Source organism: Pantoea sp. UBA5035, assembly GCF_002415245.1.
Lineage (GTDB): Bacteria > Pseudomonadota > Gammaproteobacteria > Enterobacterales > Enterobacteriaceae > Pantoea > Pantoea septica.
Map to the genome: position 1 here is coordinate 268718 of NZ_DICD01000008.1, position 24633 is coordinate 293350.

Sequence of the window (24633 nt, forward strand, 5' to 3'; positions counted from 1 at the left end):
GTTTCTATTTTGAGCAGGGACGCGTGCCCTGCTTTTTTCCATCGCAACACAACTGGAGTCACACCATGGAGTTTGACTGGAGCGTCATCTGGCCCGCGATGCCGGCCCTGATCGAAGGCGCGAAAATGACCCTGCTGATCTCAGTGCTCGGTCTGGTCGGCGGGCTGATCATCGGCCTGGTTGCCGGCTTTGCCCGCGCCTATGGCGGCTGGATCGCGAACAACCTCGCGCTGGTTTTTATTGAGATTATCCGCGGCACCCCTATCGTGGTGCAGGTGATGTTTATCTACTTCGCGCTGCCGATGGCTTTCCCCGATCTGCGCATCGATCCCTTCACCGCTGCGGTGGTGACCATCATGATCAACTCTGGCGCCTATATCGCCGAGATCACGCGCGGCGCGGTGCTGTCGATCAATAAAGGCTTCCGCGAAGCGGGCCTGGCGCTGGGGCTATCGCGTCGCGAAACCCTGCGCTACGTTATTATGCCGCTGGCGCTGCGCCGTATGCTGCCGCCGCTTGGCAACCAGTGGATCGTCAGCATCAAAGATACCTCGCTGTTTATCGTTATCGGCGTGGCGGAACTGACGCGTCAGGGCCAGGAGATCATCGCCGGCAACTTCCGCGCGCTGGAGATCTGGAGCGCCGTGGCGATTATCTACCTTGTGATTACCCTGGTGTTGAGCTTTGTGCTGCGCCGCATCGAGAAAAGGATGAAAATCCTGTGATTGAATTTAAAAACGTTTCAAAGAGCTTCGGCACCACTCAGGTGCTGCACGATATCAACCTGAAGATTAATCAGGGCGAGGTGGTAGTGATTATCGGGCCGTCCGGCTCCGGCAAATCGACGCTGCTGCGCTGCATCAATAAGCTGGAAGAGATCACCAGCGGCGATCTGATCGTCGACGGCCTGAAAGTTAACGATCCTAAGGTAGACGAACGTCTGATCCGCCAGGAAGCGGGCATGGTGTTCCAGCAGTTTCATCTGTTCCCGCAGATGAGCGCGCTGGATAACGTAGCGTTTGGCCCGATTCGCGTGCGCGGCGCAAAGAAAGAGGATGCGCATACGCTGGCGCGCCAGCTGCTGGCGAAGGTTGGCCTGGCCGAGCGCGCGCACCACTTTCCTTCCGAGCTTTCCGGCGGCCAACAGCAGCGCGTCGCTATCGCCCGCGCGCTGGCGGTAAAGCCGAAGCTGATGCTGTTCGACGAGCCGACCTCCGCGCTGGATCCCGAACTGCGCCACGAGGTGCTGAAGGTGATGCAGGATCTGGCGGAAGAAGGCATGACCATGGTGATCGTCACCCATGAAGTCGGCTTTGCGCAGAAAGTCGCGTCGCGCCTGATCTTTATCGATAAGGGCACCATCGCGGAAGATGGCGATCCCGATGCGCTGATTACCCAGCCGCCGAGCGATCGTCTGCGCGAGTTCCTGCAGCACGTTTCCTGAGTTTCCGGGCCGACATCTGTCGGCCCGTCGCTTTTTACCTCTACAACAGGGCGGGCGGCATGGTCCGAAGAGCAAAGCGTCCCGCGACAGGGATGTCGCGGGCCGAGCGAGCATGGATGCCCTGAGCGACTTTGCGATCGGACCATGCCGCCCGCCTCTCCTAAACCGTACGATTAATGCCTTTCAAATCTTTCACTCCCGGCGCCTGACTATACTTCTCCACCTGTGAGCCAGAGGTTGCTAAGGAGAAAGCCATGTCATCAGCCCACAATTATTGTCGCCGGGTGCGGCAAGGGATCGCGCTGTTGCTGCTTTGCTGTTTTATGCTGCCCGCCGCGCAGGCGGTCACGCTGCCGCAGGCGGCGGTGGCGGCGCAGCAGTCGTCCGGCAGCGCCAGCGGCGCGCAACATGAGCCGACCCTTGACGAGAAAAAAGCCGCTTACGCCGCGCTGGCGAATATTCTGGAAGACGATCGGTCGCGCGCAGAGCTGATTAATCAGCTGCGCGGCGCCTCCAGCGCAGCGGCGAAAGACAACGCGCCTGCGCTGACGCCGCCGACCGAAGAAGAGGATAAAACCGTGCTGCAGGGCGTAACGGACGTCACCCGCGAGTTCGGCGGCGACGTAGCGCATAAGTTCGCCCGCCTGCATGACAATATCGCCGACGCGCCGCACAAGGCGTTCAATCCGGATACTTTCTTTAACGCGCTGCGCCACTTCGTGGTGCTGGCGGCGGCGCTGTTCGCCTTTTACTGGCTGCTGCGCCGCGGGATGTCGCCGCTCTATCGCCGTATGGGCCGCTGGGGACGCGCAAAGAACCATGAGCAGCATAACTGGCTGCAGCTGCCGGCGGCGATTATCGGCGCCTTCGTGATTGACCTGCTGATGCTGGCGCTGACGCTGTTTGTCGGTCAAATCCTCAGCGATAACTATCACGGCGACAGCCGCACTATCGCCTATCAGCAAGGGTTGTTCCTCAACGCTTTTGCGCTGATTGAGTTTTTTAAAGCGGTGCTGCGCCTGATTTTTTGCCCCGGCTTCGCCGACCTGCGCTTCTTTCATCTCAGCGACGGGCGCGCCCGCTACTGGAGTACGCGCTTAAGCTGGCTCTCCGGACTAATCGGCTACGGGCTGCTGGTGATCGTGCCAATTGTCTCCAATCAGGTTAACGTGCAGGTCGCGGCCGTGGTCAACGTGTTGATTATGGGGATAATGACCGGCTGGGCGCTGTTTCTTATCTTTACCAACCGCCGCGCGATTCATTTCGCGCTGCAGGCGCTGTCGGATCGCAGTATGGCCTTTTTTGCCTTTTTTATCCGCGCCTTCGCGCTGGTGTGGCACTGGCTGGCAAGCGCCTACTTTATCGCGCTGTTCCTGCTCTCTATTTTCAATCCCGGCGACAGCCTGAAATTTATGATGGCGGCCACGGTGCGTACGCTGGCGATTATCGGCATCGCCGCCTTCGTCTCCGGCATCCTGACGCGCTGGATAGGCAAAACCATTACGCTGTCGGCCGACCTGCGCCGCAACTATCCGGCGCTGCAGAAGCGCGTCAACGACTGGGTAAAGGCGCTGCTGAAGCTGGCGCGCGTCGTCACGGTGTTCGCTACGCTGTTGCTGCTGCTTAACGCCTGGAACCTGTTCGATCTCTGGCACTGGCTCACGGTGGGCGCCGGCGAGAAGATGGTGGACGTGCTGATCCGCATCGTGATGATCCTGCTGCTCTCGGCGATAGGCTGGACGGTGCTGGCGAGCCTGATTGAGAGCCGGCTCGCCTCCGACTCGCACGGGCGCCCGATGCCGAGCGCCCGCACCCGCACGCTGCTGACGCTGTTCCGCAACGCGCTGGCGGTGGTGATCAGCACCATTACCATCATGATTCTGCTGTCGGAAATCGGCGTCAATATCGCGCCGCTGCTGGCGGGCGCGGGCGCCCTCGGCCTGGCCGTCTCATTCGGTTCGCAAACCCTGGTGAAGGATATTATCACCGGCATCTTTATCCAGTTCGAGAACGGCATGAATACCGGCGATCTGGTGACCATCGGCGCCATCACCGGCACGGTAGAGCGAATGTCGATTCGCTCGGTCGGCGTGCGTCAGGATACCGGCGCCTATCACATCATTCCCTGGTCTTCGATCACCACCTTCGCCAACTTCGTGCGCGGTATCGGCTCTTTTGTGGCGAACTATGACGTCGAGCGCGGCGAGGATAGCGAGCGGGTGAATCGCGTGCTGCAGGAGGCGGTGGATGAGCTGCTGGAGAATGCGGATATTCGCGGCATGGTGATTGGCGAGCCGAACTTCGCTGGGCTCGTGGGCCTGACCAACCAGGCCTTTACCGTGCGCGTCTCCTTTACCACCCAGCCGCTGAAACAGTGGACGGTGCGCTTTGCGCTGGACAGTATGGTGAAGAAACATTTCGATGCGGCCGGGATTAAAGCGCCGCGCCAGACGGTAGAGGTGATGCAGACCGGCAGCAGCGTGGCGAGCGCCGCCGCCCTGCCCGCGCTGCCGGCGCCGGAGTAAGGCTATTTCGCCAGCCGCTGCGCGCGCGTCGCGGCTGGCATAAAGCTCCAGGCGAGGAAACGGCTCTGCTTCTGCCCCTGCGCCATATTCACCACCCGCACCTCCGCCGCGTCGAGCGCCTGCAGCTGTTTTTCCAGCGCGGGCAGGTTCTCGCGGCGCGACACCAGCGAGGTGAACCAGACGCACTGGCGCGCCAGCGCCGCGCTCTCGGCGATCATCTTGCCGACGAACGCTTTTTCGCCGCCTTCGCACCACAGCTCGTTATGCTGACCGCCGAAGTTGAGCGGCGTCGCGCTCTCCAGCTTCAGATTACGCGTTTTACGCTGCGAGGCGCCTGCCGCTTCCGCCGCCGAGGCGTGGAACGGCGGGTTGCAGATCACCGCGTGAAAAAATTCATTTTTATTCACTACGCCCGCCAGCACCGCCTGCGGATCTTTCTGCCGACGCAGGCGAATCACGCGCTGTAATCCGGGATTGGCCGACACGATACGACTGGCCGCCTTCAGCGCCGCCTCGTCGATATCGGTGCCGGTAAAGCGCCAGCCATACTCCGCCTGGCCGATCAGCGGGTAGATGCAGTTCGCGCCGCAGCCGATATCCAGAATATCCGCCTGCGGGATCGCGCCGCGGTTGTCCAGCGCCAGCAGATCGGCCAGATAGTGCAGGTAATCGGCGCGGCCCGGCACCGGCGGACAGAGCGCGCCGGGCGCCAGCTGCCACTCGATGCCGTAAAAAAGCTTCAGCAGCGCCTGGTTGAGCAGCATCACCGCCTCCGCGTCGGCAAAATCGATCGACTGCGCGCCGTAGCCGTTGGGCCGTACTTTGGCCGCCAGCGGCGGATGCGCGGCGGTCAAAGCGGCAAAGTCATATTCGCCCTGATGGCGGTTGCGGGCGTGGAATAAATTACTGGCTGGCTTGTTCATGGCGTCTCCCGTTTTGCAGGCGCGTACAATACGCCGCAGCGCCGGGAAAATAAAGCCGCACAATCCGCTTACACATTTCTTCCCGATGCAGCCGATGCTGTAGCGCTAAGATATTGTTAACACTTCGCTACGGGATAAAAGATGACGCATAAACGCTACTCCTATCAGCCGCGCGCCGGCCACGGCCTGCCGCACGACCCGCTGAACGCCATTATCGGGCCGCGCCCCATCGGCTGGATCAGTTCGATTTCCGCGGCGGGCCAGCGCAACCTGGCGCCCTACAGCTTCTTCAACTGCTTTAACTACCATCCGCCGATCATCGGCTTCGCCAGCAGCGGCTGGAAAGACAGCGTGCGTAATATCAGCGAAAGCAAAGAGTTCGTCTGGAACCTGGCGACGCGCTCGCTGGCGGAAGCGATGAACGAGAGTTCGGCGTCGGTGCCGCCGGAGCAGGATGAGTTCGCGCTGGCGGGCGTCACACCGCTGGCCGCCTCGCAGGTGAAGGCGAGCCTGGTGGCGGAAAGCCCGGTGAACTTCGAATGTCGCCTGACGCAGCTGATCCAGCTGCAGGATGCGCAGGGTAACCCGCTCGACAGCTGGCTGGTGCTGGGCGAAGCGATCGCCATTCATATCGACGAGTCGCTGCTGGACGAGGGGATTTATCAGACGGCGCGCGCGCAGCCTATTCTGCGCGCCGGCGGGCCGAGCGCCTATTACGGCATCAGCGAAAATGAGCGCTTCGACCTGATGCGGCCGGACGCGCGCCGCCGCTAAGCGCGGCGCGCCGCCCGCTATCGGCTTGTGCCGCGCGCGATAAAACTTTGCATAAGCGGCTTCAGCACCTTTTGCAGCGCTGAAGCCCGCTCCTGCCGCCAGGCGAACGGCGGCGTCTCCTCCATATAGTTCCGCTGCGCCAGCTCCAGCTGCACCGCCTCGACCTGCTCTTCCGGCTGACCATAGGCGCGCGTAATGTAGCCGCCCTTAAAACGTCCGTTCAACACCCAACTGTAGTCGCTCTGCGCCGCGCAGACCGCTTCCAGTCCCTGCGTCACCTCAGGACGACAGCTTTTGCCGTCGTTGGTGCCAATATTGAGATCCGGCAGACGTCCCTCAAAAAGTCGCGGGATGACGCTGGCGATAGAGTGAGCGTCAAACAGCAGCGCGTAGCCATGTTCCGCCTTCAGGCGCGCCAGCTCCTGCTGAATCTGCTGATGATAGGGCTGCCAGATATCGCGGAGATAGCCTTCGCGCTGCGCCGCAGAGGGCGTCTGGCCCGGCGCGAAGGTCGGCGAGCCGTCGAACAGGGTTTCCGGAAAGAGGCCGGTAGTGGCCGTGGCGTAGAGCGGCTGATTGTCCGGCGGACGATTCAGGTCGATAACAAAACGCGAATAGCGGCCGATCAGCACGCTGGCGCCCAGATCGCGCACAAAATCGAACAGCAGCGGAATATGCCAGTCGGTATCGGGCAGGCCGCGCGCCGCCTCGCTCAGCCCCGCTTCCACCTCCGGCGTAAGCTGCGTGCCGGCGTGAGGAATGCTCACCAGCAGCGGCAGGCTGCCTGGCGTAAAGTCGAAAGGTGTCATTGCGCTTCTCCGCGATAGATAACGGTACAGGGCAGCTCGCCGCCCAGCCAGTAAACCAGTTCCGCCGGACGCGCCAGCGGCCAGTGGACGAAGTTCGCCACTTTGCCCGCCTCCAGCGAGCCGTGCGTCTGCTGCAGTCCCAGCGCTTTCGCGCCCCAGAGCGTGACGCCCGCCAGCGCCTCTTCCGGCGTCATGCCGAACAGCGTGCAGCCCATATTGAGCATCAGGCGCAGCGAGAGCGCGGGCGAAGTGCCGGGATTGGCGTCGCTGGCAAGCGCCATGGGCACGCCGTGCTGGCGAAACAGCGCCACCGGCGGCCGCTGGGTTTCGCGCAGCAGATAGAAGGCGCCGGGCAGCAGCACCGCCACCGTGCCCCGTTCGCCCATCGCCCGCGCGTCCTCTTCGGTGGCGTATTCGAGATGGTCGGCGGAGAGCGCGCCGTAGCCCGCCGCCAGCCGCGCGCCGCCCAGCGAAGAGAGCTGCTCGGCGTGCAGCTTCACCGGCAGGCCAAGCTCGACGGCCTTATCGAATACGCGCGCCACCTGCGCCGGAGAAAAGGCCAGATGCTCGCAGAAGGCGTCCACCGCGTCCGCCAGCCCGTTGGCTTTCACCTGCGGCAGAATGCGCTGGCAAATCAGATCGACCCAGCCGTCGGGATCCTGTTTAAATTCCGGTGGAAAGGCGTGCGCCGCCAGGCAGGTCGCCAGCACGTCGACGGGCGCGCTTTCGCCCAGCTGGCGGATGGCGCTCAGCATGCGCAGCTCGCTCGCCTCATCCAGCCCATAGCCCGATTTAATCTCTACCGTGGTGACTCCTTCCGCCAGCAGTCGGTCAAGCCGCCAGCGCGCCGACGCCACCAGCGACGCTTCGCTGGCTTCGCGCGTGGCGCGCACCGTCGAGAGAATGCCGCCGCCCTGCGCGGCGATCTCGGCGTAGCTGACGCCGTTGAGGCGCTGCTCGAACTCTGCGCTGCGGTCGCCGCCGAACACCAGATGGGTATGGCAGTCGATCAGGCCCGGCGTCAGTATGCCGCCGTCGAAGCGGTGCTGCTGACGCGGCGTAAAATCGGGCATCTCTGCGCGCGGCCCTACCCACACTATCCTGTCGCCTGTGACCGCCAGCGCGCCATCCTCGATGATGTGATATTTGCCTTCGCGCATGGTGACCAGATCGGCCCCCAGCCACAGGCTGTCGATCGCTTTGCTTTCCGCCATTGCGCTTTCTCCCGTTGCGGACGATTTACTCCGCCTTTTAAAGTATGTATATGTATATACAACTACAGCCGGTGAGGATCAACTATGGCAACCTTTTTTGCTCCACGCGCGCTGCTGGCCGACGGCTGGCGACATCAGGTGCGCATTACCGTTAACGACGCCGGCGTCATTGAGCGCGTCACGCCCGACAGCAACGCGCACGACGCTATCCACCTGCCCGGCGCAACCATTCCCTCTGTCGCCAACCTGCACTCGCACGCCTTTCAACGCGCGATGGCCGGGCTGGCCGAGGTCGCGGGCGATCCCCAGGATAGCTTCTGGACCTGGCGCGACCTGATGTATCGCATGGTGCAGCGCCTGACGCCGGAGCAGGTCGGCGCTATCGCCGCGTATCTCTATATCGATATGCTAAAAGGCGGCTATACCCAGGTGGCAGAGTTTCACTATCTCCATCACGATCCCAGCGGCGCGCCCTACGCGCAGGACGCGATGCTGCAGCAGCTGATGCAGGCCGCCGACATTGCCGGCATCGGCCAGACGCTGCTGCCGGTGCTCTACAGCCACAGCGGCTTCGGCGCGCAGCCGCCGCTGCCGGGACAAAAACGCTTTATTCAACAGACCGACGCCTGGCTGCGGCAGCAGGAACGGCTGGCGGCGAGCGTACGCGATAAGCCGCTGCTTAATCGCGGCCTCTGTTTTCACTCGCTGCGCGCGGTGAGCGAAGCGCAGATGCGCGAGGCGCTGGCCGCGAGCGATACCGCGCTGCCGGTGCATATCCACATCGCGGAGCAGGAGAAAGAGGTCAACGACTGCCTGGCCTGGAGCGGCGAGCGGCCGGTGGAGTGGCTGCTTAACCGCTTTGAGGTCGATGCGCGCTGGTGCCTGATCCACGCCACCCATCTCGACGCGCGCGAAATCGCGCAGCTCGCCGCCAGTCGCGCGGTGGCCGGTCTCTGTCCGACCACCGAAGCCAATCTTGGCGACGGCATCTTCCCGGCGGCTGAGTTTATCGCCCAGGGCGGACGCTGGGGCATCGGCTCCGACAGCCATGTTTCCCTCAGCGCGCTGGAGGAGCTGCGCTGGCTCGAATATGGCCAGCGGCTGCGCGATCGCCGTCGCAACCGCATCACCACGGCGGAGCAGCCCTCGGTGGGCGATCTGCTGTGGCGCGGCGCGGCACTCGGCGGCGCGCAGGCGTGCGGCGTCGCGCTCGGCGAACTGTCGCCGGGTAAACGCGCCGACTGGCTGGTGCTGGCGGAGGATGAATGGCTCGACAGCGTGGGCGACGAGGCGCTGCTCAACCGCTGGTTGTTTGCCGGACGGCGCGAACAGATCCGCGAGGTGTGGGTCGCGGGCCGCGCGGTGATCGAGGCGGGACGCCACGCCGCGGAAGAGCGCTGTGCGGCCGCGTTTCGCCAGGCGATGGCGGCGCTGCGATGAGAACGTACTTCTGCTACGCCGATCTTCCGGTCAGCCGCTGGCGCAACGGCGGCGGCGAGACGCGCGAAATCGTCAGCTATCCGCCGGGCGAAGCGGATTTCGCCTGGCGCGCCAGCATCGCCACCCTCGCCCACGACGGCGATTTCTCGCGCTTTCCCGGCATCGACCGGGTGATTACGCTGCTGCGCGGCGATGAAGTGCAGCTCAGCGCGCCCGACGCGACCCACCGGCTGAAGCCGCTTCAGCCGTGGCGTTTTCCGGGCGAATGGGCGATCCACGCCGCGCTGCAGGGGGAAAGCGAAGATTTTAACATCATGACGCGGCGCGACAGCTGGGCGGCGGAGGTGGCGGTGACCGCGCAGGCGGCAGCCAGCCTGCACGGCGTCGCCTGGGCGATCGCCGGCGAGTGGCAGCTGGCGAGCGGCGAACGGTTAGGCGCTGCGCAAGGGGTCTGGTGGCTGGATGAGGAGACGCGGCTGACGCCGGTCACGCCGGACGCGCAGCTGCTGCTGACGCGTCTTAGCCGTGTCCCTTAAATCGGCCGAGCAGCTTATACCGCGATCCCGGATAGAGCAGGCGCGCGTAGGTGACGATTTTGGTGTCGCTCCAGGTCTGGCGGCGAATCAGCAGGCAGGGCTCGTGCTCATCCAGCGACAGATATTTACGCTGGCGCGCGTCCGGCAGCACCGCTTCGACGATGTGCTCGCCTGCGGTGAGCGGCGCTACCTGCATCAGATAGGTATAGGGCGTAAGCCGATGGTAATCCTGGCTCAGGTAATCGGGCGCCACCAGCGGATTGACCAGGCGATCCTCCAGCTGCACCGGCAGGTCGTCTTCATAGTGCACGATCAGCGAATGAAAGAGGGTCTGACCGGTGCTTAAGCCAAGCACCGCCGCCTGCTCGGGATCGGCTTTATTCTGGCCGATTGCGAGGATCTGGCAGCGGTGCTGGTGGCCGCGCTGGGCAATCTCGTCCGCGATGTTATGCACTTCGAGCATCGCCGTGTAGCCTTTCATCTCGGCGACGAAGGTGCCGACGCCCTGCATACGCACCAGAAAACCTTCGCTGGTCAGTTCGCGCAGCGCGCGGTTGATGGTCATGCGGCTCACGCCCAGCTCGTTGACCAGTTCGCTTTCGGACGGCACGCGCTGGTTCGCCTTCCAGCTGCCCGCGCGGATCTGGCTGACGATCGCCTGTTTGACGCGCTGATAGATTGGGGCTGGCTCATCGCTCATCGCGGCCGCCAGCTGTGCTATTGCCGAATGCTCGACCATATTTATTTCCTTATCACGATAATGCCTGAAGTTTACTGTCTGGCGACGTAAATGTATATACATCCTCAGCCCCGCCCGTCTCGCTATCGCCCCCCAGTTGAGCACGCTAATTTGTGATCGCGCTGGCATAGCAAATGCTTATAGCTTGCCAGTTGTATAGACAAGAATAGACACTTGTGGTTCACTCGATTTCATTCGCTGCGCAGAGTGAAAACGGTTCGGGTTTTTGCTTAACGCGCTTACTTGTATAGACAGGAGTAGACTATGTCAGGTTCGGCTCAGGCGATGCGCCTGGTTCCCGGTAAAGTGGATCTTGCCGCGCTGCGCAGGATATATCAGGGCGGCGTGACGCTCACGCTCGATGAGCAGGCGCAGGAGGCTATCCTGCGCGCGCAGCAGACCGTGGATGAGATTGTCGCCTCCGGCAAGGTGGTGTACGGCATCAATACCGGCTTCGGCAAGCTGGCGCAGACGCAGATTCCCGCCGCCCGCCTTGCGGATCTGCAGCGTAATCTGGTGCTGTCGCACAGCGTGGGTCTGGGCGATCTGCTGCCCGACAACGTCACGCGTCTGGTGATGGCGACCAAAATCATCAGCCTGGCGCGCGGCCATTCCGGCGTGCGTATGGCGCTGATCGACGCGCTGCTGACGCTGTTTAACGCGGGCGTGATGCCCTGCATTCCGGAAAAAGGCTCCGTCGGCGCCTCCGGCGATCTGGCGCCGCTCGCCCATCTCTCGTTGATGCTGCTGGGCGAAGGCCAGGTACGCGTCGAGGGCGCGCTGATCCCCGCGCGCGACGGCCTGGCCTCCGTTGGGCTGGAACCCTTCGTGCTCGGCCCGAAAGAGGGTCTGGCACTGCTTAACGGCACCCAGGTGTCGACCGCGCTGGCGCTGCGCGGCCTGTTCGAGGCGGAAAACCTGATGGCCGCCGGGCTGGTAGCGGGCGCGCTGTCGCTGGAGGCGATTAAAGGCTCGCTGAAACCTTACGACGCGCGCATTCATCAGGCGCGCGGCCAGCACGGGCAGATCGCGGTGGCCGCCGCCGTCGAGACGCTGGTCAACGGCAGCGAAATTCTCGGCTCGCACGCTAACTGCGGCCGGGTGCAGGACCCCTACTCGGTGCGTTGCGTGCCGCAGGTCATGGGCGCCTGCCTCGATAATCTCACTCACGCCGCGCGCGTGCTGCAGATTGAATCTAACGCCGCTTCGGATAACCCGCTGGTGTTCAGCGACAGCGGCGATGTCATCTCCGGCGGCAATTTCCATGCCGAACCGGTGGCCTTCGCCGCCGACATTATCGCGCTGGCGGTGGCGGAGATCGGCGCCATTTCCGAACGCCGCATGGCGCTGCTGCTCGACACCGGCCTTTCTGGCCTGCCCCCCTTTCTGGTGCGCGACGGCGGCGTCAACTCCGGCTTTATGATTGCGCAGGTCACCGCCGCCGCGCTGGCCTCAGAGAATAAATCGCTGGCGCATCCGGGCAGCGTCGACAGCCTGCCAACCTCCGCCAATCAGGAAGATCACGTCTCAATGGCGACCTATGCGGCGCGCCGCCTCGGCAGCATGTGCTTTAACACCGCCGCGGTGGTCGGCATTGAAGCGATGGCGGCGGCGCAGGGCATTGAGTTCCATCGTCCGCTGCAAAGCTCCGCGCTGCTTGAGCATGAGATTAGCCGTATTCGTCAGCAGGTCGCCTTCCTTGAGGAAGACCGCCTGCTGGCGCCCGATATCGACGCCATGCGTCTGTGGGCCAGCCGTAGCGACTGGCCCGATTTTCTCACGGCGCTGCTGCCCAGCCAGCAGACCGTCTCTTCTGGTGAATAAGGAATCTGCTATGAGCGAAACTCTCTCCCAGGCCGTGGCGCGCGAAGTGCGTGCGCCGCACGGCACTACGCTGCACTGCGCCAACTGGCTGATCGAAGCCGCCTGGCGCATGATCCAGAATAACCTCGATCCCGACGTGGCCGAGCGGCCTGAAGATCTGGTGGTTTACGGCGGTATTGGCAAAGCGGCGCGCAACTGGGAATGCTTTGAACAGATCCTGCGCTCGCTGGAGCTGTTGCAGCCCGATGAAACCCTGCTGATTCAGTCGGGCAAGCCCGTCGGCGTCTTCCGCACCCATGCCGACGCGCCGCGCGTGCTGCTGGCGAACTCCAACCTGGTACCGCACTGGGCCAACTGGGATCATTTTCACGAGCTGGATAAGGCCGGGCTGATGATGTACGGCCAGATGACCGCCGGCTCGTGGATCTATATCGGCGCGCAGGGCATCGTGCAGGGCACCTACGAAACCTTCGTCGAAGCGGGCCGTCAGCACTATAACGGCGATCTGGCCGGACGCTGGATCCTGACCGCCGGTCTGGGCGGCATGGGCGGCGCGCAGCCGCTGGCGGGCGTGCTGGCGGGCGCCTGCGTGCTGGCCATCGAGTGTCAGGAATCGCGCATCGATTTTCGTCTGCGCACCCGCTATGTCGATCACAAAGCCTACACGCTGGACGAGGCGCTGACGCTGATTGAAGAGGCGACGCGGGCGAAACAGGCGATCTCCGTCGGCCTGCTGGGCAACGCCGCCGAGATCCTGCCGGAGATGGTGAAACGCGCCCGCGCGGGCGGCCTGAAGCCCGATATCGTTACCGATCAAACCTCCGCGCACGACCCAATTAACGGCTATCTGCCGATCGGCTGGGACGTGGCGCGCTGGCAGTCCGAACGCGCCAGCGCGCCGAAAGCGGTGGAAAAAGCGGCGCGCGCTTCGATGGCGGTGCACGTGCAGGCGATGCTCGACTTCTGCCATATGGGCATCCCGACGGTGGACTACGGCAACAATATTCGTCAGGTGGCGCTGGACGAGGGCGTCGAGAACGCCTTTGATTTTCCGGGCTTCGTGCCGGCCTATATTCGTCCGCTGTTCTGCGAGGGCAAAGGGCCGTTCCGCTGGGTGGCGCTGTCGGGCGATCCGGAAGATATCTACAAAACGGATGCGAAGCTCAAAGAGCTGTTTCCGCAGCATAAAAGCCTGCATCGCTGGCTCGATATGGCGCAGGAACGCATCGCCTTTCAGGGTCTGCCGGCGCGCATCTGCTGGCTGGGGCTGGGCGAGCGCCATCTGGCCGGACTGGCGTTCAACGAGATGGTGCGCAACGGCGAGCTGAAAGCGCCGATTGTGATTGGCCGCGATCATCTCGACTGTGGTTCCGTCGCCTCACCGAACCGCGAAACCGAGTCGATGAAGGATGGCTCCGACGCGGTGTCCGACTGGCCGCTGCTTAACGCCCTGCTGAATACCGCGGGCGGCGCGACCTGGGTGAGCCTGCACCACGGCGGCGGCGTCGGCATGGGCTTTTCGCAGCATGCGGGCGTGGTGATTGTCTGCGACGGCAGCGAGCAGGCCGATCAGCGTCTGGGCCGCGTGCTGTGGAACGATCCCGCTACGGGCGTGATGCGTCATGCGGACGCCGGGTATGAGCGCGCGCAGGCCTGCGCGGCCGAGCACGGGCTTAATCTGCCGATGGTGAAGTGAGGGGCGCCAGGCCGGGCGCGGGCGGCGGCGGGTTCCGTCCCGCCTGACGGGTTTGCCTGCTGCGCAGGCGGGGCTGAGCGGGTTCCGCCCGCCAGGCGGGTTGGCCTGCTGCGCAGGCGGCGCTGAGCGGGTTCCGCCTGCCAGGCGGGTTGGCCTGCTGCGCAGGCGGGCGCTGAGCGGGTTCCGCCCGTTGGCGAGTTGGTCTGCTGCGCAGGCGGCGCTGAGCGGGTTCCGCCCGCCAGGCGGCTTAAGTCTGCTACGCGAACAGGCTCTGAGCGGGTTCCGCCCGCCAGGCGGCAGGGAGTTTCAGCCGCGCCGCTGCTGGCGTGCGTGTTAAGGGGCTCGCCAGCCCCTTAACAATCCCGGCTTCCGGCAGCCTCCACGCCGCGCTCCGCGCGGTCCCTTCGTTGCTTACGTCGGCCGCACGGACCGCGCGGATTCGACATCCTGTCTCATGCCGCGCTCTCGCCGACGTCCTGTCGGCTCGTCCTGGCCGCCGTGCGCGCCTCAGCGTGTCGGATGCCTCTACCAACCCCTCGCCTGTAATTTCCTTATTTTTTATTAACGGCTGCGCTGTCTGGGAATAGGGTTCGCGCTTGCAGCAATAAGGCTGCGCCTTCAATCCTCAGGACGTGCAGCGGGGGTTGTGGGGGCCATCGCAGCCGCTGAGCGAAGGAAGGATTTCAGGATGAGGCGACAGGACGTCGCCGAAAGCGCGGGCCAGGCCAGGACGGCCTGTCCTGCGCGGTCCGTCAGAAATCCTGAGGGAGCGAAGGGACCGGCGCAGCGGGCGGGTGAGCTGGCCCGGGGCGCGGGTGCAGGGCCGGCGCCCACCGGCCCTGCTCGGTCGCCCGCAGCGGGCGAAATGAAACTGCCTGGCTACCGGGCGAACGAAACCTGCTCAGAGCCGCCCGCGCAGCAAACAAGTCGCCAGCGAACGAAACCCGCTCAAGACCGCCTGCGCAGCAGGCCTGTCGCCAGGCGCGCGCCGCGCGCAAAAGGCAAGCGGCGCCGCTACCCCGCACCGCCCTCAGCCGGTCCGCTGCCCCTTATTCCCTTTGGTTCTGACCTATAGCCAAATTCCCAGCCCGGAAGATAGACGCGCCTGCGCCTTGCCACTAAAGTGGAGACATATCACTACAGGAGCGCGATTCCGCATGACCTTATCCCCTGCCCTGCTCGACAAAGCCCAACACTGGCGTCATCAGCTGCACCGCGAACCGGAACTCGGTTATCAGGAGCATAAAACCAGCGATCTGGTCGCGCAGGAGCTGGAAATGGCGGGGCTACAGGTGCATCGCGGGCTGGCAGGCACTGGCGTGGTCGGCACGCTGCGCAACGGCGACGGCCCGGTTATCGGACTGCGCGCCGATATGGACGCCCTGCCCATCACCGAAAAAGGCAACCCGCAATGGCGCTCTGCGCGTCAGGGCGTGATGCACGCCTGCGGCCATGACGGCCATACCTCGATACTGCTGGCGGCGGCGTTACAGCTGGCGGCCACGCGTCGCTTCCGCGGTACGGTGCACTTTATCTTTCAGCCCGCCGAAGAGAATCTGGGCGGCGCGCGCAAAATGGTCGAAGAAGGCCTGTTTCAGCGCTTCCCCATGGATGCGATCTATGCGCTGCATAACTGGCCAGGCATGCCGGTGGGATCGCTGGCGGTCAATCCCGGCGCGATGATGGCGTCGCTCGACTCGTTTGAAATAACCCTGACCGGCAAGAGCTGCCACGCGGCGATGCCGGAAAGCGGCGCCGATCCAATGGTGGTGGCCGCCGAACTGATTCTGGCGCTGCAAACCATTCCGTCGCGTCGCCTCTCGCCGCTCGCCTCGGCGGTGGTCAGCGTCACGCAGATCCACGGCGGCGAAGCGATTAACGTCATCCCGGAAACGCTGGTGCTGCGCGGTACGGTGCGATGTTTACAGACCGACGTACGCAACAAGGTACGCGGTCTGATCGAAGAGTTTGTCACTACCCTGCCGCGCCCGTTCGGCGTCAGCGGCGCGGTTCACTGGTTTCCCGGCTATCCGGTCACCGCCAACCATGCCGAACCCGCTGAGCAGGTACGCATCGCGGCGCAGCAGATGCTGGGCGAAGAGCAGGTCTACTGGCAGGTGAATCCCTCCATGGCGTCGGAAGATTTCGCCTGCATGCTTGATGTCTGTCCCGGCGCCTATTTCTGGTTAGGCGCCGATGGCGCGACGCCTTCCGCACCGCTGCACAATGCCGAATATGACTTTAACGACGCGCTAATCCCGCTGGGCGTGACGTTCTGGCAGCGCCTGGTCGAACAGGCGCTGCCGCAAGGCTAACTTAAAACCCGGCGTCGCTGAGGCGCGCCAGGCCCGCCTCCAGCGACGCGCTTTCTCCGCTGGCGCGCAGGCAGCAGGCGATTTGCAGACGCAGCGCCTGCGGCACTGGGCGCTCACCCTTCAGCACTCTTTCCGTCCAGCGCGCGGTCGCCTCGGCCGATTTATCCGCCGGCAGCTCCGGCGCCGCTTCCGGCTGTCGCTCGACCCAGACTTCCGCCTCGCGTCCTGCGCCGGGAATAAAGCTGATCGCCGGGCAGCGCAGCGGACTGGCGTAGACTTCCCCCTCCGTGCCGTTCAGCAGAATGGCGGGCGCGTCGATATCGCTAAAGAATTTCGCCACGCGCGGCACATATTCCGGATGCGATACGCTGGAGAGACGCAGCGCGTCGCGTTCGCCGAACGGCGTTGCCAGCTTCACCAGCGTATGGGCGCTGCTGCGCACCCCCATCCGCCAGCGCAGCGAAAGCTGCTTCGCCATCGGCGGGCAGAGATGATCGATGGTGATAAAGGCGAGGCCGCCCCGGTCCAGCGCCGCCTGCGCCTGCTGCTGCGTGGTCACCGCCGCAATGCCGAGCGCGGCGAACACCGCCTCGCTGGTGACGCGCGTCGGATCGTCGCTGACGCCGTGCACCAGCACTGGAAAGCCCAGGCGATTCAGCAACAGCGCCAGCAGTGGCGTCAGGTTGCCCTGACGGCGCGCGCCGTTGTAGCTGGGAATAACTATCGGCTGCGGATGCTGCTCAGGCGCCTGCAACGATATCATGCGCGCCTGCATCGCCTGATAGAAACCGCGCATCTCCTCTTCCCCTTCGCCCTTGATGCGCAGCGCAATGAGAATGCCACCCAGCTCCAGTTCCGGCACTTCGCCCGCCAGCATCGCCGTATAAAGCGCCTGCGCAGTGGCGAGGTCGAGATCGCGCGCGTGATTTTTGCCGCGTCCGATCTCTTTAATCACTTTGTTCAGTTCCATTCTTCGCTTCCGGTCAGGGGCCGCGCCAGGCGGCGGCCAAAAGTTAGTCAGTGGTTAACGCTTCGCCGCCGGCCGCCGGGTGGGGCGCCGTTTGTTACCCGCCAGCGCTGGCGCGCGTTTCACCTTCAGCGCGGCGGGCGCCTCCGGCTGCTCGATAGGAAAGACCGGCAGCGCGGCCAGCAGGCGGCTGCCGTAGGCTTTGCTCAGCAGGCGACGGTCATAGATGACGATTTCGCCGTAGCACTGATGACTACGGATCAGGCGGCCGACCTGCTGGATCAGCGTAAAGGAGGCGCTCGGCAGGCTCTGCACCTCAAACGGGTAGCGATTCAGGCTCTTGAGCCATTCGCCTTCGGTCAAAATTACCGGACTGTCCACCGGCGGAAAAGCGATTTTATGAATATGCACCTGGCTCAGCAGTTCGCCTTTTAAATCCAGCCCTTCGGCGAACGACTGCAGGCCCACCAGAATGCTGGTGTCGCCCTTCGCCACCCGTTTACGGTGCAGCTCTACCAGGCGCGAGCGCGGCTGATCGCCCTGCACCAGCATGGTCAGCCGCAGCTCCGGCAATTGTGCGACGAACTGCTGCATCGCGCGGCCGCTGGCGAACAACACCAGTACCCCTTTGTGCTTCTCCTCTTTCATCTGCTGACGGAAAAAGGCCGCCATTTCGGCGATATGCTCCGCTTCGTTAGCCAGCAGCGGCTCATAGCGCATCTGCGGGATCACCAGCTTGCCCTGCTCGACGTGATTAAAGGGCGAGTCGAGCGCCACGAATCGGTCGCCGGCTTTCTCGCTCAGGCCCGACATCTCCTGCAGGCGGCCGAAGCTGTTGAGTGAGCGCAGCGTGGCGGAAGTCATTACCACATGAGGGATTTTGCGCCACAGCAGCTTCTCCAGCTGATCGCTGACGCGAATGCCGGCGCAGTGAAACAGCAGATGCGCCTGGCCGTCGCGCAGCTCGCGCGTGATCCACTTTGACACCGGCGCGCCCGACGCTTTCGGCATAGCCGCCAGCCGCCACAGCTTGCTGACCGATTCGAACCAGCCGAACTGGCGGTTAAGCTGCAGCAGATTGCGGTGCAAACGCATCAGATCGACGCTGCCGGTCTGCTCGCTGAGGGCGTTGATCAGCCCTTCCGCCAGCCCGCGCAGCGCGTCGCTCAGCTTGAACAGGCGCGCGCAGAGGGCCAGCAGCTCTTCAGGCAGTTCGCCGAGCACAAAGCGAAACTCGCCCGGCTGGTTGTCGGCGGGCAGCAGCGGATTGAGCGCCTGGCTCAGCGTCGTCAGCAGCTCGCGCAGTTCCTCGCAGTGCGCCTTGAGACGCTCCGGATTGCTGAGCGGCGGCGGCGATTTCGGACGCATTTGCGTCATAATGCCCTCTACCAGCCGCACAAAGAGATCGAGCTGCAGGCTGCTCCAGCCGGGCGTGATGTCGGCGCTCATCTCCAGCGCGTCGCGCGCCACCTCCGGCAGATGGTGGCCTTCGTCCAGCACCAGCATCAGGTGCTTCGGCGGCGGCAGCACCGACTCATTTTCCATCGCCGCCATCACCAGCGCATGGTTAGCCACCACCACATCCACCTGCTCGATTTCACGACGGGCGACAAAAAAGGGGCATTCGCGATACCAGCGGCAGTGCGCGCCGAGGCAGCTCGCTTTGTCGGTCGAGAGGCGCTGCCACAGGCTGTCGCTGATATTCTCTTCGCTGTGATCGCGCAATCCGTCCCAGGCGTAGCTGCCGAGCGACTTCTCCAGTCGGCCGCACTGCGTCTGCTCCTCCTGAGTGCTGCTTACCGCCTCGTCGTCGAGATAGAGCAGCAAATCGCCCTGCTGGTCGTCGCTGGCCGCCAGCGCCGCCAGATTGCGCGGACAGACGTAGCGCCCGCGCCCGAAGGCGGCGGTAAAGGTAAGATCGGGAATGATCTTTTTCAGTAGCGGCAGATCTTTGGTAAAGATCTGATCCTGCAGCGCCACGTTGGCGGTGCTGACGATCAGGGTCTTCTCTTCGGCGCGGCTCGCCGCGATGCCGGGGATCAGGTAAGAGAGGGTTTTGCCGACGCCGGTCGGCGCTTCAATCGCCAGATGGCGCGCGTCGTCGCCCGCCAGGCACTTCGCCACTTCGGCGATCATCTGGCGCTGCGGCGCGCGGGGAATAAAGTCCGGCACCTGCTGCTGTAGCGCCTTATACCACTGCGCTATCTGGCTTTTTATTGCTGCTGTCAGGGCCATAGTCTTTTACCGCCGGGTGAAAATGGCCTGTATTTTTACACAGTAATCCGCCAGCGTCAGCTTTGAGGCGCATTTTTTCGCGCCGTCTCGAAGAATTGCGCGGCGGAAAAATCTTGCCGTAGCCAGCGGCCGGGCTTCAGCGCTATGGTGTCGCATCACCGCCGTTCTCATAAGGAAGAAGAGATGATTTTCCCCCGCCGCGCCTTTGCCGCTATCTGCGCCCTGCTGCTCTGGACAGCGCAGGCCGCCGCGCAGCCGACCTATCAGCTGGAGCAGGTGGTAGAGCTGAGCCGCCACGGCGTGCGTCCGCCCACGCCGGGCAACCGCAAAGAGATTGAGGCCGCCACGCAGCGTCCCTGGACGGTATGGAGCACGCGCGACGGCGAGCTGACCGGCCACGGCTACGCGGCGGTGGTCAATAAAGGGCGCTGGGAGGGCGAACATTATCGCCAGCTCGGCCTGCTGACGGCTGGTTGCCCGCAGCCGCGGGATATTTACGTGCGCGCCAGCCCGCTGCAGCGCACTCGCGCCACCGCCGAAGCGCTGGTGGACGGCGCCTTTCCCGGCTGCGGCGTGCCGGTGCATCACGTGGCGGATGAAGCCGATCCGCTGTTCCAGACCGATGCCTTCGCCGCGACGACGACCGATCCCGCGCAGCAGCGGGCGGCGGTCGCGGCGAAGGCGGGCGATCTGGCCGCGCGCCAGCGAGCGCTGCAGCCCGCCGTTCAGGCGCTGAAGCAGGCGGTATGTCTCTCCGACGCCCACTGCGCGCTGTTCGATCAGCCGTGGCAGATTCGCCAGAGCAGAGGCGGCCACGCCTACATCGCCGGCCTGAGCGTGATGGCGAGCATGGCGGAGACGCTGCGCCTCGCCTGGAGCGAGAACCTGCCGCTCAGCCAGATCGCCTGGGGCCATATCACCCGCTCCGCGCAGATCACCGCCATTCTGCCGCTGCTGACGGCGAACTACGACCTCAGCAACGACGTGCTCTACAGCGCGCAAAGGCGCGGCTCGATTCTGCTCAACGCCATGCTGGAGGCCGCTGAAGGCCGCCACGCCGCGCCGAATGCACGCTGGCTGCTGCTGGTGGCTCACGACACCAATATCGCGATGGTGCGCACTCTGATGGGCTTTAGCTGGACGCTGCCCGGCTACGCGCGCGGCAATATCCCGCCCGGCGGCAGTGTTGTGCTGGAGCGCTGGCGCGACAACGCCAGCGGTGAACGCTTTCTGCGCGTCTATTTTCAGGCGCAAAGCCTGGATGACCTGCGCCGTCTGCAGCCGATCGACGCCGCGCATCCGCTGCTGCGCGAGGAGTGGCGGCAGGCGGGTTGCCGCGTGACGCCGGTGGGAACGCTCTGCCCGCTGAAGAGCGCCGTTCGCGCGCTAAGCCGGCAGATTGACCGTCGGGCGGTGACGCCGGTCAGCTATGCGCTGCCTTGAGCCTGCAGCAGCTTAAACATCACCGTCGTCGCCTCTGGCTCGCCCGCGATCGATTCGGCGTAGTCTGGAATCGATCCGGCGATCTGCCAGCCGAGCGAAAGATAGAGCTGCGTGGCGGCGTCGCCGCTGCGCGTGTCCAGCACCAGCAGCGTTTTGCCCAACGCCTGTGCGCGCTGTTCTGCCAGCCGCATCAGCTGGCGCGCAATGCCCTGACGGCGGGCGGCGGGATGCACCAGCAGCTTGCTTATCTCCGCGCGATGGCGGCCGTTGGGCATCACGGCGGCGCTCAGGGTTAGCGTGCCGACCACCCGCTCGTGCTGGCGCGCAACGATAAGTTCGTTCTCGCCTTCGGCGAGGCTGGCTGCGCGTTGCTGCCAGAAACGCGCTATCGTCGCGCGGTCCTGCGGATCGGTAAAGCCGATACTGGCGCCGTCCGCCACGCACGCCTGCAGCAGATCGCTGAGGAAGCCCTGCTCGATGCGCGCCCGATCGGCGTCAATCCATTCATAAGTCGTCATGGTTTGCACACTACCAGCACATAGCGCGCGCCGTCGGTGAGATGCGCCTCGAACGCCGAGCGGCCGGTCAGGTGAAAACGCAGGCAATCGCCGCTCTGTAAGGTCCAGCTCTGCCCGTCCATGGTGATGGTCAGGCCGCCCTGCTGCAGCCAGATATGCTGCTCCAGCCCCTGAACAGGCGGCGCATCGTAATCGATGCGTGCGCCCGGCCGCAGCTGCCCTTCCACCAGCTCTGCGCGAAAGTGGGCGGCCGGCGGGGAGACGTTGCGGCGCACGAAGCCGCTGGCGTCATCGCGCCATACCGGCTGCTGTTCCGGCGTCAGCAGCAGATTGACCGTCTCTTCCACTTCACTTAACAGCCGCGACATGGTAAGACCATAAGCGACGCACAGGCGATTCAATAAGGCAGCCGTCGGGCTGGTTTCGCCGCGCTCAATACGCGACAATGACGCCCGGCTGATGCCGGTCGCCGTGGCGAGTTCATCCAGCGACCAGCCGCGCTGAACGCGGAGTTCCGCCAGGCGAGCCGCAAGGCGTTGTTCAGTCTCTTCAGTCAGCATTATTTTCTTCTCAAATGTGGGAATAATATCTCATATGTGAGATATAGCGTGAAACTGGCGCCAGGGTCAACTTGTACACTTAAAAAACATTTGTACAAGTTGATCCGGTTAGTTAAGGTTATTGGATCGCAGTCAGGAAGTTTGGGGAAGTTATGGCCTTTTACAGTATCGGTGACGTCGCCGAACGCTGTGGAATAAACCCAGTCACGCTGCGCGCGTGGCAACGACGTTATGGCTTGTTAAAGCCGCAGCGATCGGAGGGTGGACATCGTCAGTTTGATGACGAGGATGTGCAGCGCATCGAAGAAATCAAACGCTGGATCGAAAGCGGCGTGCCGGTGGGCAAAGTCAAAGCGCTGCTCGAAGGCGAGAGCGTAAACGTGCACGACGGCTGGGGCAACCTGCAGGAAGAGTTGATGAGCGTGCTGCGCCACGTCAAACCGTCAAAACTGCGCGCCAAAATCGCCGCGCTTGGGCGGGAAAATCCGGTGGACGCGCTTATCGACCACGTGATTATGCCGGTCCGGCAGAAGCTCGGTCTGGATCAGAACACCGCGCGCGTGATGAGCAGCCTGCTGGACGGCGCGCTGATTGATTACGTCGCCTTTTGTCTCGCCGCCAGTCGTAAAAAAGCGGGTAAAGACGCGCTGATCCTTGGCTGGGCGGTAGAAGACCGCACCCGCATCTGGCTGGAAGCCTGGCGCCTCTCGCAGGAGGGCTGGCGGCTTGACGTGCTGGCGGAACCGCTCGATCTGCCGCGTCCAGAGCTTTTTCCCGGTCAGACTATTTTCGTCTGGACCGGCAAAAAGCTTACGCGTCGCCAGCAGGAGCAGCTGACGCACTGGCAGGAGCAGGGATATACCATTCGCGCTCACGAAACGCGCTTTCAGTAAAACGCACGCAGGGCCCTTTTCGCCTCGCCCTGCCCGCGTTATCATCCCCGGCTTTCGGGCTCTACTCAGGTTTCCGCATGAACTGGCAAAAAATCTTCTTCGCAACGCTGTTTTTCATTATGGCCGTCGGCGGCACCGGCGGGCTGATGCTGGTCGGCTATACCCTTATTCTCCACTCACGCTAAGCCAGCGCTGCAGGCGCTCAAACAGGCGATCGCTGACAATCGCCAGCAGCGCCACCAGCAGCGCGCCCTGAATCACATAGGCGGTGTTAAAGCCGCTCAGGCCGATAATCACCGGCGAACCGAGACTCTCCGCGCCCACGGTGGAGGCGATAGCCGCCGTGCCGATGTTAACGATGACCGAGGTGCGCACGCCCGCCAGTATCACCGGCGCAGCCAGCGCCAGCTCTACCTGCCACAAACGCTGCCAGGCGCTCATGCCGACGCCGTCGGCGATCTCCCGACTGCTGGCGGGCACGCTATCGAGTCCGGCCAGCGTGCCCTGTAAAATCGGCAGCAGGCCGTAAAGCAGCAGCGCCACCACCGCCGGCCAGGCGCCGAACCCCATCACCGGCACGGCGATCGCCAGCACCGCGACCGGCGGAACGGTCTGTCCGGCAGCCACAATGGTTTCGACCAGCGGCCGAAAGCGCCGTCCCGCGCGTCGCGTAACCAGCACCCCGCCGCCGACGCCGACCAGCAGCGCCAGCGCGCTGGCGGTCACCACCAGAAAAAGATGCGCCAGCGCCAGCTGGAGAAAACTCTCCTGCTGGTAGAGCGGCCGCGCCTGTTCGGGGAACCACCAGGCGAAAAGCGGCCCGCTGTAGGGCAGGCCGAGCAGCAGCGCCACAAACAGGATAATCAGCCACAGCAGCGGGTCCTTCAGCCAGCGCATCATTGCCCCTCGCGCAGGGTCAGCAGATCGCTGAAGTAGAGCACGCCCAACGGCTGCTGGCGTTCATCCACCACCGGCAGCTTATCGGCGCGCCGGGCGATAAACTGCGACAGCGCTTCGCGCAGCGACTGCGCGGCTGCCAGCGGCTCGCCCTCCAGCCACTCGCCGCGCCGCGCCGCGTTGCCGACCTGGCCCAGCGACAGCAGACGCACGCCCAGCTCGCTTCTGCCGAAGAAGTCCTGCACAAAATCGTTTTTCGGCTGCGTCAGCAGCGCGGCGGGCTTGCCCTGCTGCACAATCTCTCCTTGATCCATCAGCACGATGTTATCCGCCAGCGTCAGCGCCTCGTCGATGTCGTGCGTTACCAGCACGATGGTGCGGCCCGACAGGCGGTGAATGCGCAGCATCTCCTGCTGCAGCGCGCCGCGCGTGACCGGATCGAGCGCGCCGAAGGGTTCATCCATCAGCAGCACTTCAGGGTCTGCCGCCAGCGCCCGCGCCACGCCGACGCGCTGCTGCTGGCCGCCGGAGAGCTGATGTGGCAGACGCCGCGCCAGATGCGCATCCAGACTGAGCAGCGCCAGCAGCTCTTCGACCCGCGCGCGGATGCGGGCTTTGGACCAGCCGAGCAGCTCAGGCACGGTGGCGATATTTTTTTCCACCGTCCAGTGGGGAAACAGACCGATGGACTGAATGGCGTAGCCCATGCGCCGGCGCAAATCGCGCGCGTCAAGCCGACGGATCGACTCGCCCGCGAAGAGGATCTCGCCCTCGTCGAACTCCACCAGGCGATTGATCATCTTCAGCGTGGTCGATTTGCCGGAGCCGGAGGTGCCGAGCAGCACGCTAAACTCCCCCTCGCCGATCTGCAGCGACAAATC

21 protein-coding genes are annotated in these 24633 nt (G+C 64.0%); 11 read left to right on the forward strand and 10 right to left on the reverse strand.

Features of this window, described 5'->3' with window-relative positions:
- Nucleotides 1–65 precede the first annotated feature (65 nt).
- From glnP to ybiO, 3 genes are all read left to right on the forward strand, one after another.
- The gene (gene glnP, locus B3229_RS06105; RefSeq protein ID WP_033789185.1) at nt 66–725 is read left to right on the forward strand and encodes a glutamine ABC transporter permease GlnP; all 660 of its coding nucleotides are present in this window, start codon (nt 66–68) and stop codon (nt 723–725) included.
- Entirely contained in the window at nt 722–1444 is a 723-nt protein-coding gene (glnQ, locus tag B3229_RS06110) for a glutamine ABC transporter ATP-binding protein GlnQ (RefSeq protein WP_033751456.1), read from the forward strand. Before glnP ends, glnQ begins: the two co-directional genes overlap by 4 nt.
- A 254-nt stretch (nt 1445–1698) precedes the next feature.
- A complete protein-coding gene (gene ybiO, locus B3229_RS06115) occupies nt 1699–3969 on the forward strand; it encodes a mechanosensitive channel protein (RefSeq protein WP_286870113.1) in 2271 nt (756 codons plus the stop codon).
- Between the two features lie 2 nt (nt 3970–3971).
- Here the strand turns inward: ybiO and rlmF are convergent, their stop codons facing one another.
- Nucleotides 3972–4892, reverse strand: coding sequence for a 23S rRNA (adenine(1618)-N(6))-methyltransferase RlmF (rlmF, locus tag B3229_RS06120; RefSeq protein WP_286870114.1), 921 nt, complete (start codon nt 4890–4892; stop codon nt 3972–3974).
- A 141-nt stretch (nt 4893–5033) separates the two neighbouring features.
- Here rlmF and B3229_RS06125 point away from each other — a divergent pair, with 141 nt between their 5' ends.
- Entirely contained in the window at nt 5034–5666 is a 633-nt protein-coding gene (locus B3229_RS06125; protein WP_286870115.1) for a flavin reductase family protein, read from the forward strand.
- Nucleotides 5667–5683: 17 nt separating this feature from the next.
- On the opposite strand, the gene hutG is transcribed toward B3229_RS06125, so the two are convergent.
- Together hutG and hutI are read right to left on the reverse strand one after the other, a co-directional pair.
- Nucleotides 5684–6475 carry an N-formylglutamate deformylase gene (gene hutG, locus B3229_RS06130; protein ID WP_286870117.1) on the reverse strand — a complete coding sequence of 264 codons (792 nt, stop codon included), beginning with the start codon at nt 6473–6475 and terminating at the stop codon, nt 5684–5686.
- The gene (gene hutI, locus B3229_RS06135; protein ID WP_286870120.1) at nt 6472–7689 is read right to left on the reverse strand and encodes an imidazolonepropionase; all 1218 of its coding nucleotides are present in this window, start codon (nt 7687–7689) and stop codon (nt 6472–6474) included. Before hutI ends, hutG begins: the two co-directional genes overlap by 4 nt.
- Before the next feature lie 84 nt (nt 7690–7773).
- On the opposite strand from hutI, the gene B3229_RS06140 reads away from it, so the two are divergent.
- Nucleotides 7774–9129, forward strand: a complete 1356-nt coding sequence (locus B3229_RS06140; protein WP_286870121.1) for a formimidoylglutamate deiminase — start codon at nt 7774–7776, stop codon at nt 9127–9129.
- A complete protein-coding gene (locus B3229_RS06145; protein ID WP_286870124.1) occupies nt 9126–9665 on the forward strand; it encodes a HutD family protein in 540 nt (179 codons plus the stop codon). Before B3229_RS06140 ends, B3229_RS06145 begins: the two co-directional genes overlap by 4 nt.
- Here B3229_RS06145 and hutC read toward each other — a convergent pair.
- Entirely contained in the window at nt 9649–10404 is a 756-nt protein-coding gene (gene hutC / locus B3229_RS06150; protein WP_033751474.1) for a histidine utilization repressor, read from the reverse strand. The two genes, B3229_RS06145 and hutC, sit on opposite strands and share 17 nt — an antisense overlap.
- A gap of 264 nt (nt 10405–10668) precedes the next feature.
- Here hutC and hutH point away from each other — a divergent pair, with 264 nt between their 5' ends.
- From hutH to B3229_RS06165, 3 genes are all read left to right on the forward strand, one after another.
- Entirely contained in the window at nt 10669–12228 is a 1560-nt protein-coding gene (gene hutH / locus B3229_RS06155; protein ID WP_286870128.1) for a histidine ammonia-lyase, read from the forward strand.
- A gap of 10 nt (nt 12229–12238) precedes the next feature.
- A complete protein-coding gene (gene hutU, locus B3229_RS06160) occupies nt 12239–13924 on the forward strand; it encodes a urocanate hydratase (protein ID WP_033751478.1) in 1686 nt (561 codons plus the stop codon).
- 1157 nt (nt 13925–15081) lie between these two features.
- Nucleotides 15082–16239, forward strand: a complete 1158-nt coding sequence (locus tag B3229_RS06165; protein ID WP_286870130.1) for a M20 aminoacylase family protein — start codon at nt 15082–15084, stop codon at nt 16237–16239.
- A 1-nt stretch (nt 16240) separates the two neighbouring features.
- Here the strand turns inward: B3229_RS06165 and ybiB are convergent, their stop codons facing one another.
- Entirely contained in the window at nt 16241–17209 is a 969-nt protein-coding gene (gene ybiB, locus B3229_RS06170; protein ID WP_286870131.1) for a DNA-binding protein YbiB, read from the reverse strand.
- Nucleotides 17210–17263: 54 nt separating this feature from the next.
- The gene (gene dinG, locus B3229_RS06175; protein WP_286870132.1) at nt 17264–19441 is read right to left on the reverse strand and encodes an ATP-dependent DNA helicase DinG; all 2178 of its coding nucleotides are present in this window, start codon (nt 19439–19441) and stop codon (nt 17264–17266) included.
- 183 nt (nt 19442–19624) lie between these two features.
- On the opposite strand from dinG, the gene B3229_RS06180 reads away from it, so the two are divergent.
- Nucleotides 19625–20884, forward strand: a complete 1260-nt coding sequence (locus B3229_RS06180; RefSeq protein WP_286870133.1) for a histidine-type phosphatase — start codon at nt 19625–19627, stop codon at nt 20882–20884.
- Here the strand turns inward: B3229_RS06180 and B3229_RS06185 are convergent.
- Nucleotides 20869–21402 carry a GNAT family N-acetyltransferase gene (locus tag B3229_RS06185; RefSeq protein ID WP_048784575.1) on the reverse strand — a complete coding sequence of 178 codons (534 nt, stop codon included), beginning with the start codon at nt 21400–21402 and terminating at the stop codon, nt 20869–20871. The genes B3229_RS06180 and B3229_RS06185 overlap by 16 nt on opposite strands.
- Nucleotides 21399–21962 (reverse strand): helix-turn-helix domain-containing protein, encoded by a 564-nt coding sequence (locus B3229_RS06190; protein ID WP_286870134.1) that lies wholly within the window; start codon nt 21960–21962, stop codon nt 21399–21401. The genes B3229_RS06185 and B3229_RS06190 overlap by 4 nt, the downstream gene beginning before the upstream one ends.
- A gap of 152 nt (nt 21963–22114) precedes the next feature.
- On the opposite strand from B3229_RS06190, the gene B3229_RS06195 reads away from it, so the two are divergent.
- Nucleotides 22115–22855, forward strand: coding sequence for a MerR family transcriptional regulator (locus tag B3229_RS06195; protein ID WP_048784577.1), 741 nt, complete (start codon nt 22115–22117; stop codon nt 22853–22855).
- Nucleotides 22856–23020: 165 nt separating this feature from the next.
- Here the strand turns inward: B3229_RS06195 and B3229_RS06200 are convergent, their stop codons facing one another.
- Together B3229_RS06200 and B3229_RS06205 are read right to left on the reverse strand one after the other, a co-directional pair.
- Nucleotides 23021–23752, reverse strand: a complete 732-nt coding sequence (locus tag B3229_RS06200) for an ABC transporter permease (RefSeq protein ID WP_033751500.1) — start codon at nt 23750–23752, stop codon at nt 23021–23023.
- Nucleotides 23752–24633 (reverse strand): ABC transporter ATP-binding protein (locus B3229_RS06205; RefSeq protein WP_286870135.1); only part of this gene is annotated, 882 nt, incomplete at its 5' end. The genes B3229_RS06205 and B3229_RS06200, both read right to left, overlap by 1 nt.

Coding starts and splice junctions, on each gene's coding strand:
- glnP (WP_033789185.1), top strand. CDS start 66: ATGGAGTTTGACTGGAGCGTCATCTGGCCCGCGATGCCGGCCCTGATC.
- ybiO (WP_286870113.1), top strand. CDS start 1,699: ATGTCATCAGCCCACAATTATTGTCGCCGGGTGCGGCAAGGGATCGCG.
- rlmF (WP_286870114.1), bottom strand. CDS start 4,892: ATGAACAAGCCAGCCAGTAATTTATTCCACGCCCGCAACCGCCATCAG.
- B3229_RS06125 (WP_286870115.1), top strand. CDS start 5,034: ATGACGCATAAACGCTACTCCTATCAGCCGCGCGCCGGCCACGGCCTG.
- hutG (WP_286870117.1), bottom strand. CDS start 6,475: ATGACACCTTTCGACTTTACGCCAGGCAGCCTGCCGCTGCTGGTGAGC.
- hutI (WP_286870120.1), bottom strand. CDS start 7,689: ATGGCGGAAAGCAAAGCGATCGACAGCCTGTGGCTGGGGGCCGATCTG.
- B3229_RS06140 (WP_286870121.1), top strand. CDS start 7,774: ATGGCAACCTTTTTTGCTCCACGCGCGCTGCTGGCCGACGGCTGGCGA.
- B3229_RS06145 (WP_286870124.1), top strand. CDS start 9,126: ATGAGAACGTACTTCTGCTACGCCGATCTTCCGGTCAGCCGCTGGCGC.
- hutC (WP_033751474.1), bottom strand. CDS start 10,404: ATGGTCGAGCATTCGGCAATAGCACAGCTGGCGGCCGCGATGAGCGAT.
- hutH (WP_286870128.1), top strand. CDS start 10,669: ATGTCAGGTTCGGCTCAGGCGATGCGCCTGGTTCCCGGTAAAGTGGAT.
- hutU (WP_033751478.1), top strand. CDS start 12,239: ATGAGCGAAACTCTCTCCCAGGCCGTGGCGCGCGAAGTGCGTGCGCCG.
- B3229_RS06165 (WP_286870130.1), top strand. CDS start 15,082: ATGACCTTATCCCCTGCCCTGCTCGACAAAGCCCAACACTGGCGTCAT.
- ybiB (WP_286870131.1), bottom strand. CDS start 17,209: ATGGAACTGAACAAAGTGATTAAAGAGATCGGACGCGGCAAAAATCAC.
- dinG (WP_286870132.1), bottom strand. CDS start 19,441: ATGGCCCTGACAGCAGCAATAAAAAGCCAGATAGCGCAGTGGTATAAG.
- B3229_RS06180 (WP_286870133.1), top strand. CDS start 19,625: ATGATTTTCCCCCGCCGCGCCTTTGCCGCTATCTGCGCCCTGCTGCTC.
- B3229_RS06185 (WP_048784575.1), bottom strand. CDS start 21,402: ATGACGACTTATGAATGGATTGACGCCGATCGGGCGCGCATCGAGCAG.
- B3229_RS06190 (WP_286870134.1), bottom strand. CDS start 21,962: ATGCTGACTGAAGAGACTGAACAACGCCTTGCGGCTCGCCTGGCGGAA.
- B3229_RS06195 (WP_048784577.1), top strand. CDS start 22,115: ATGGCCTTTTACAGTATCGGTGACGTCGCCGAACGCTGTGGAATAAAC.
- B3229_RS06200 (WP_033751500.1), bottom strand. CDS start 23,752: ATGCGCTGGCTGAAGGACCCGCTGCTGTGGCTGATTATCCTGTTTGTG.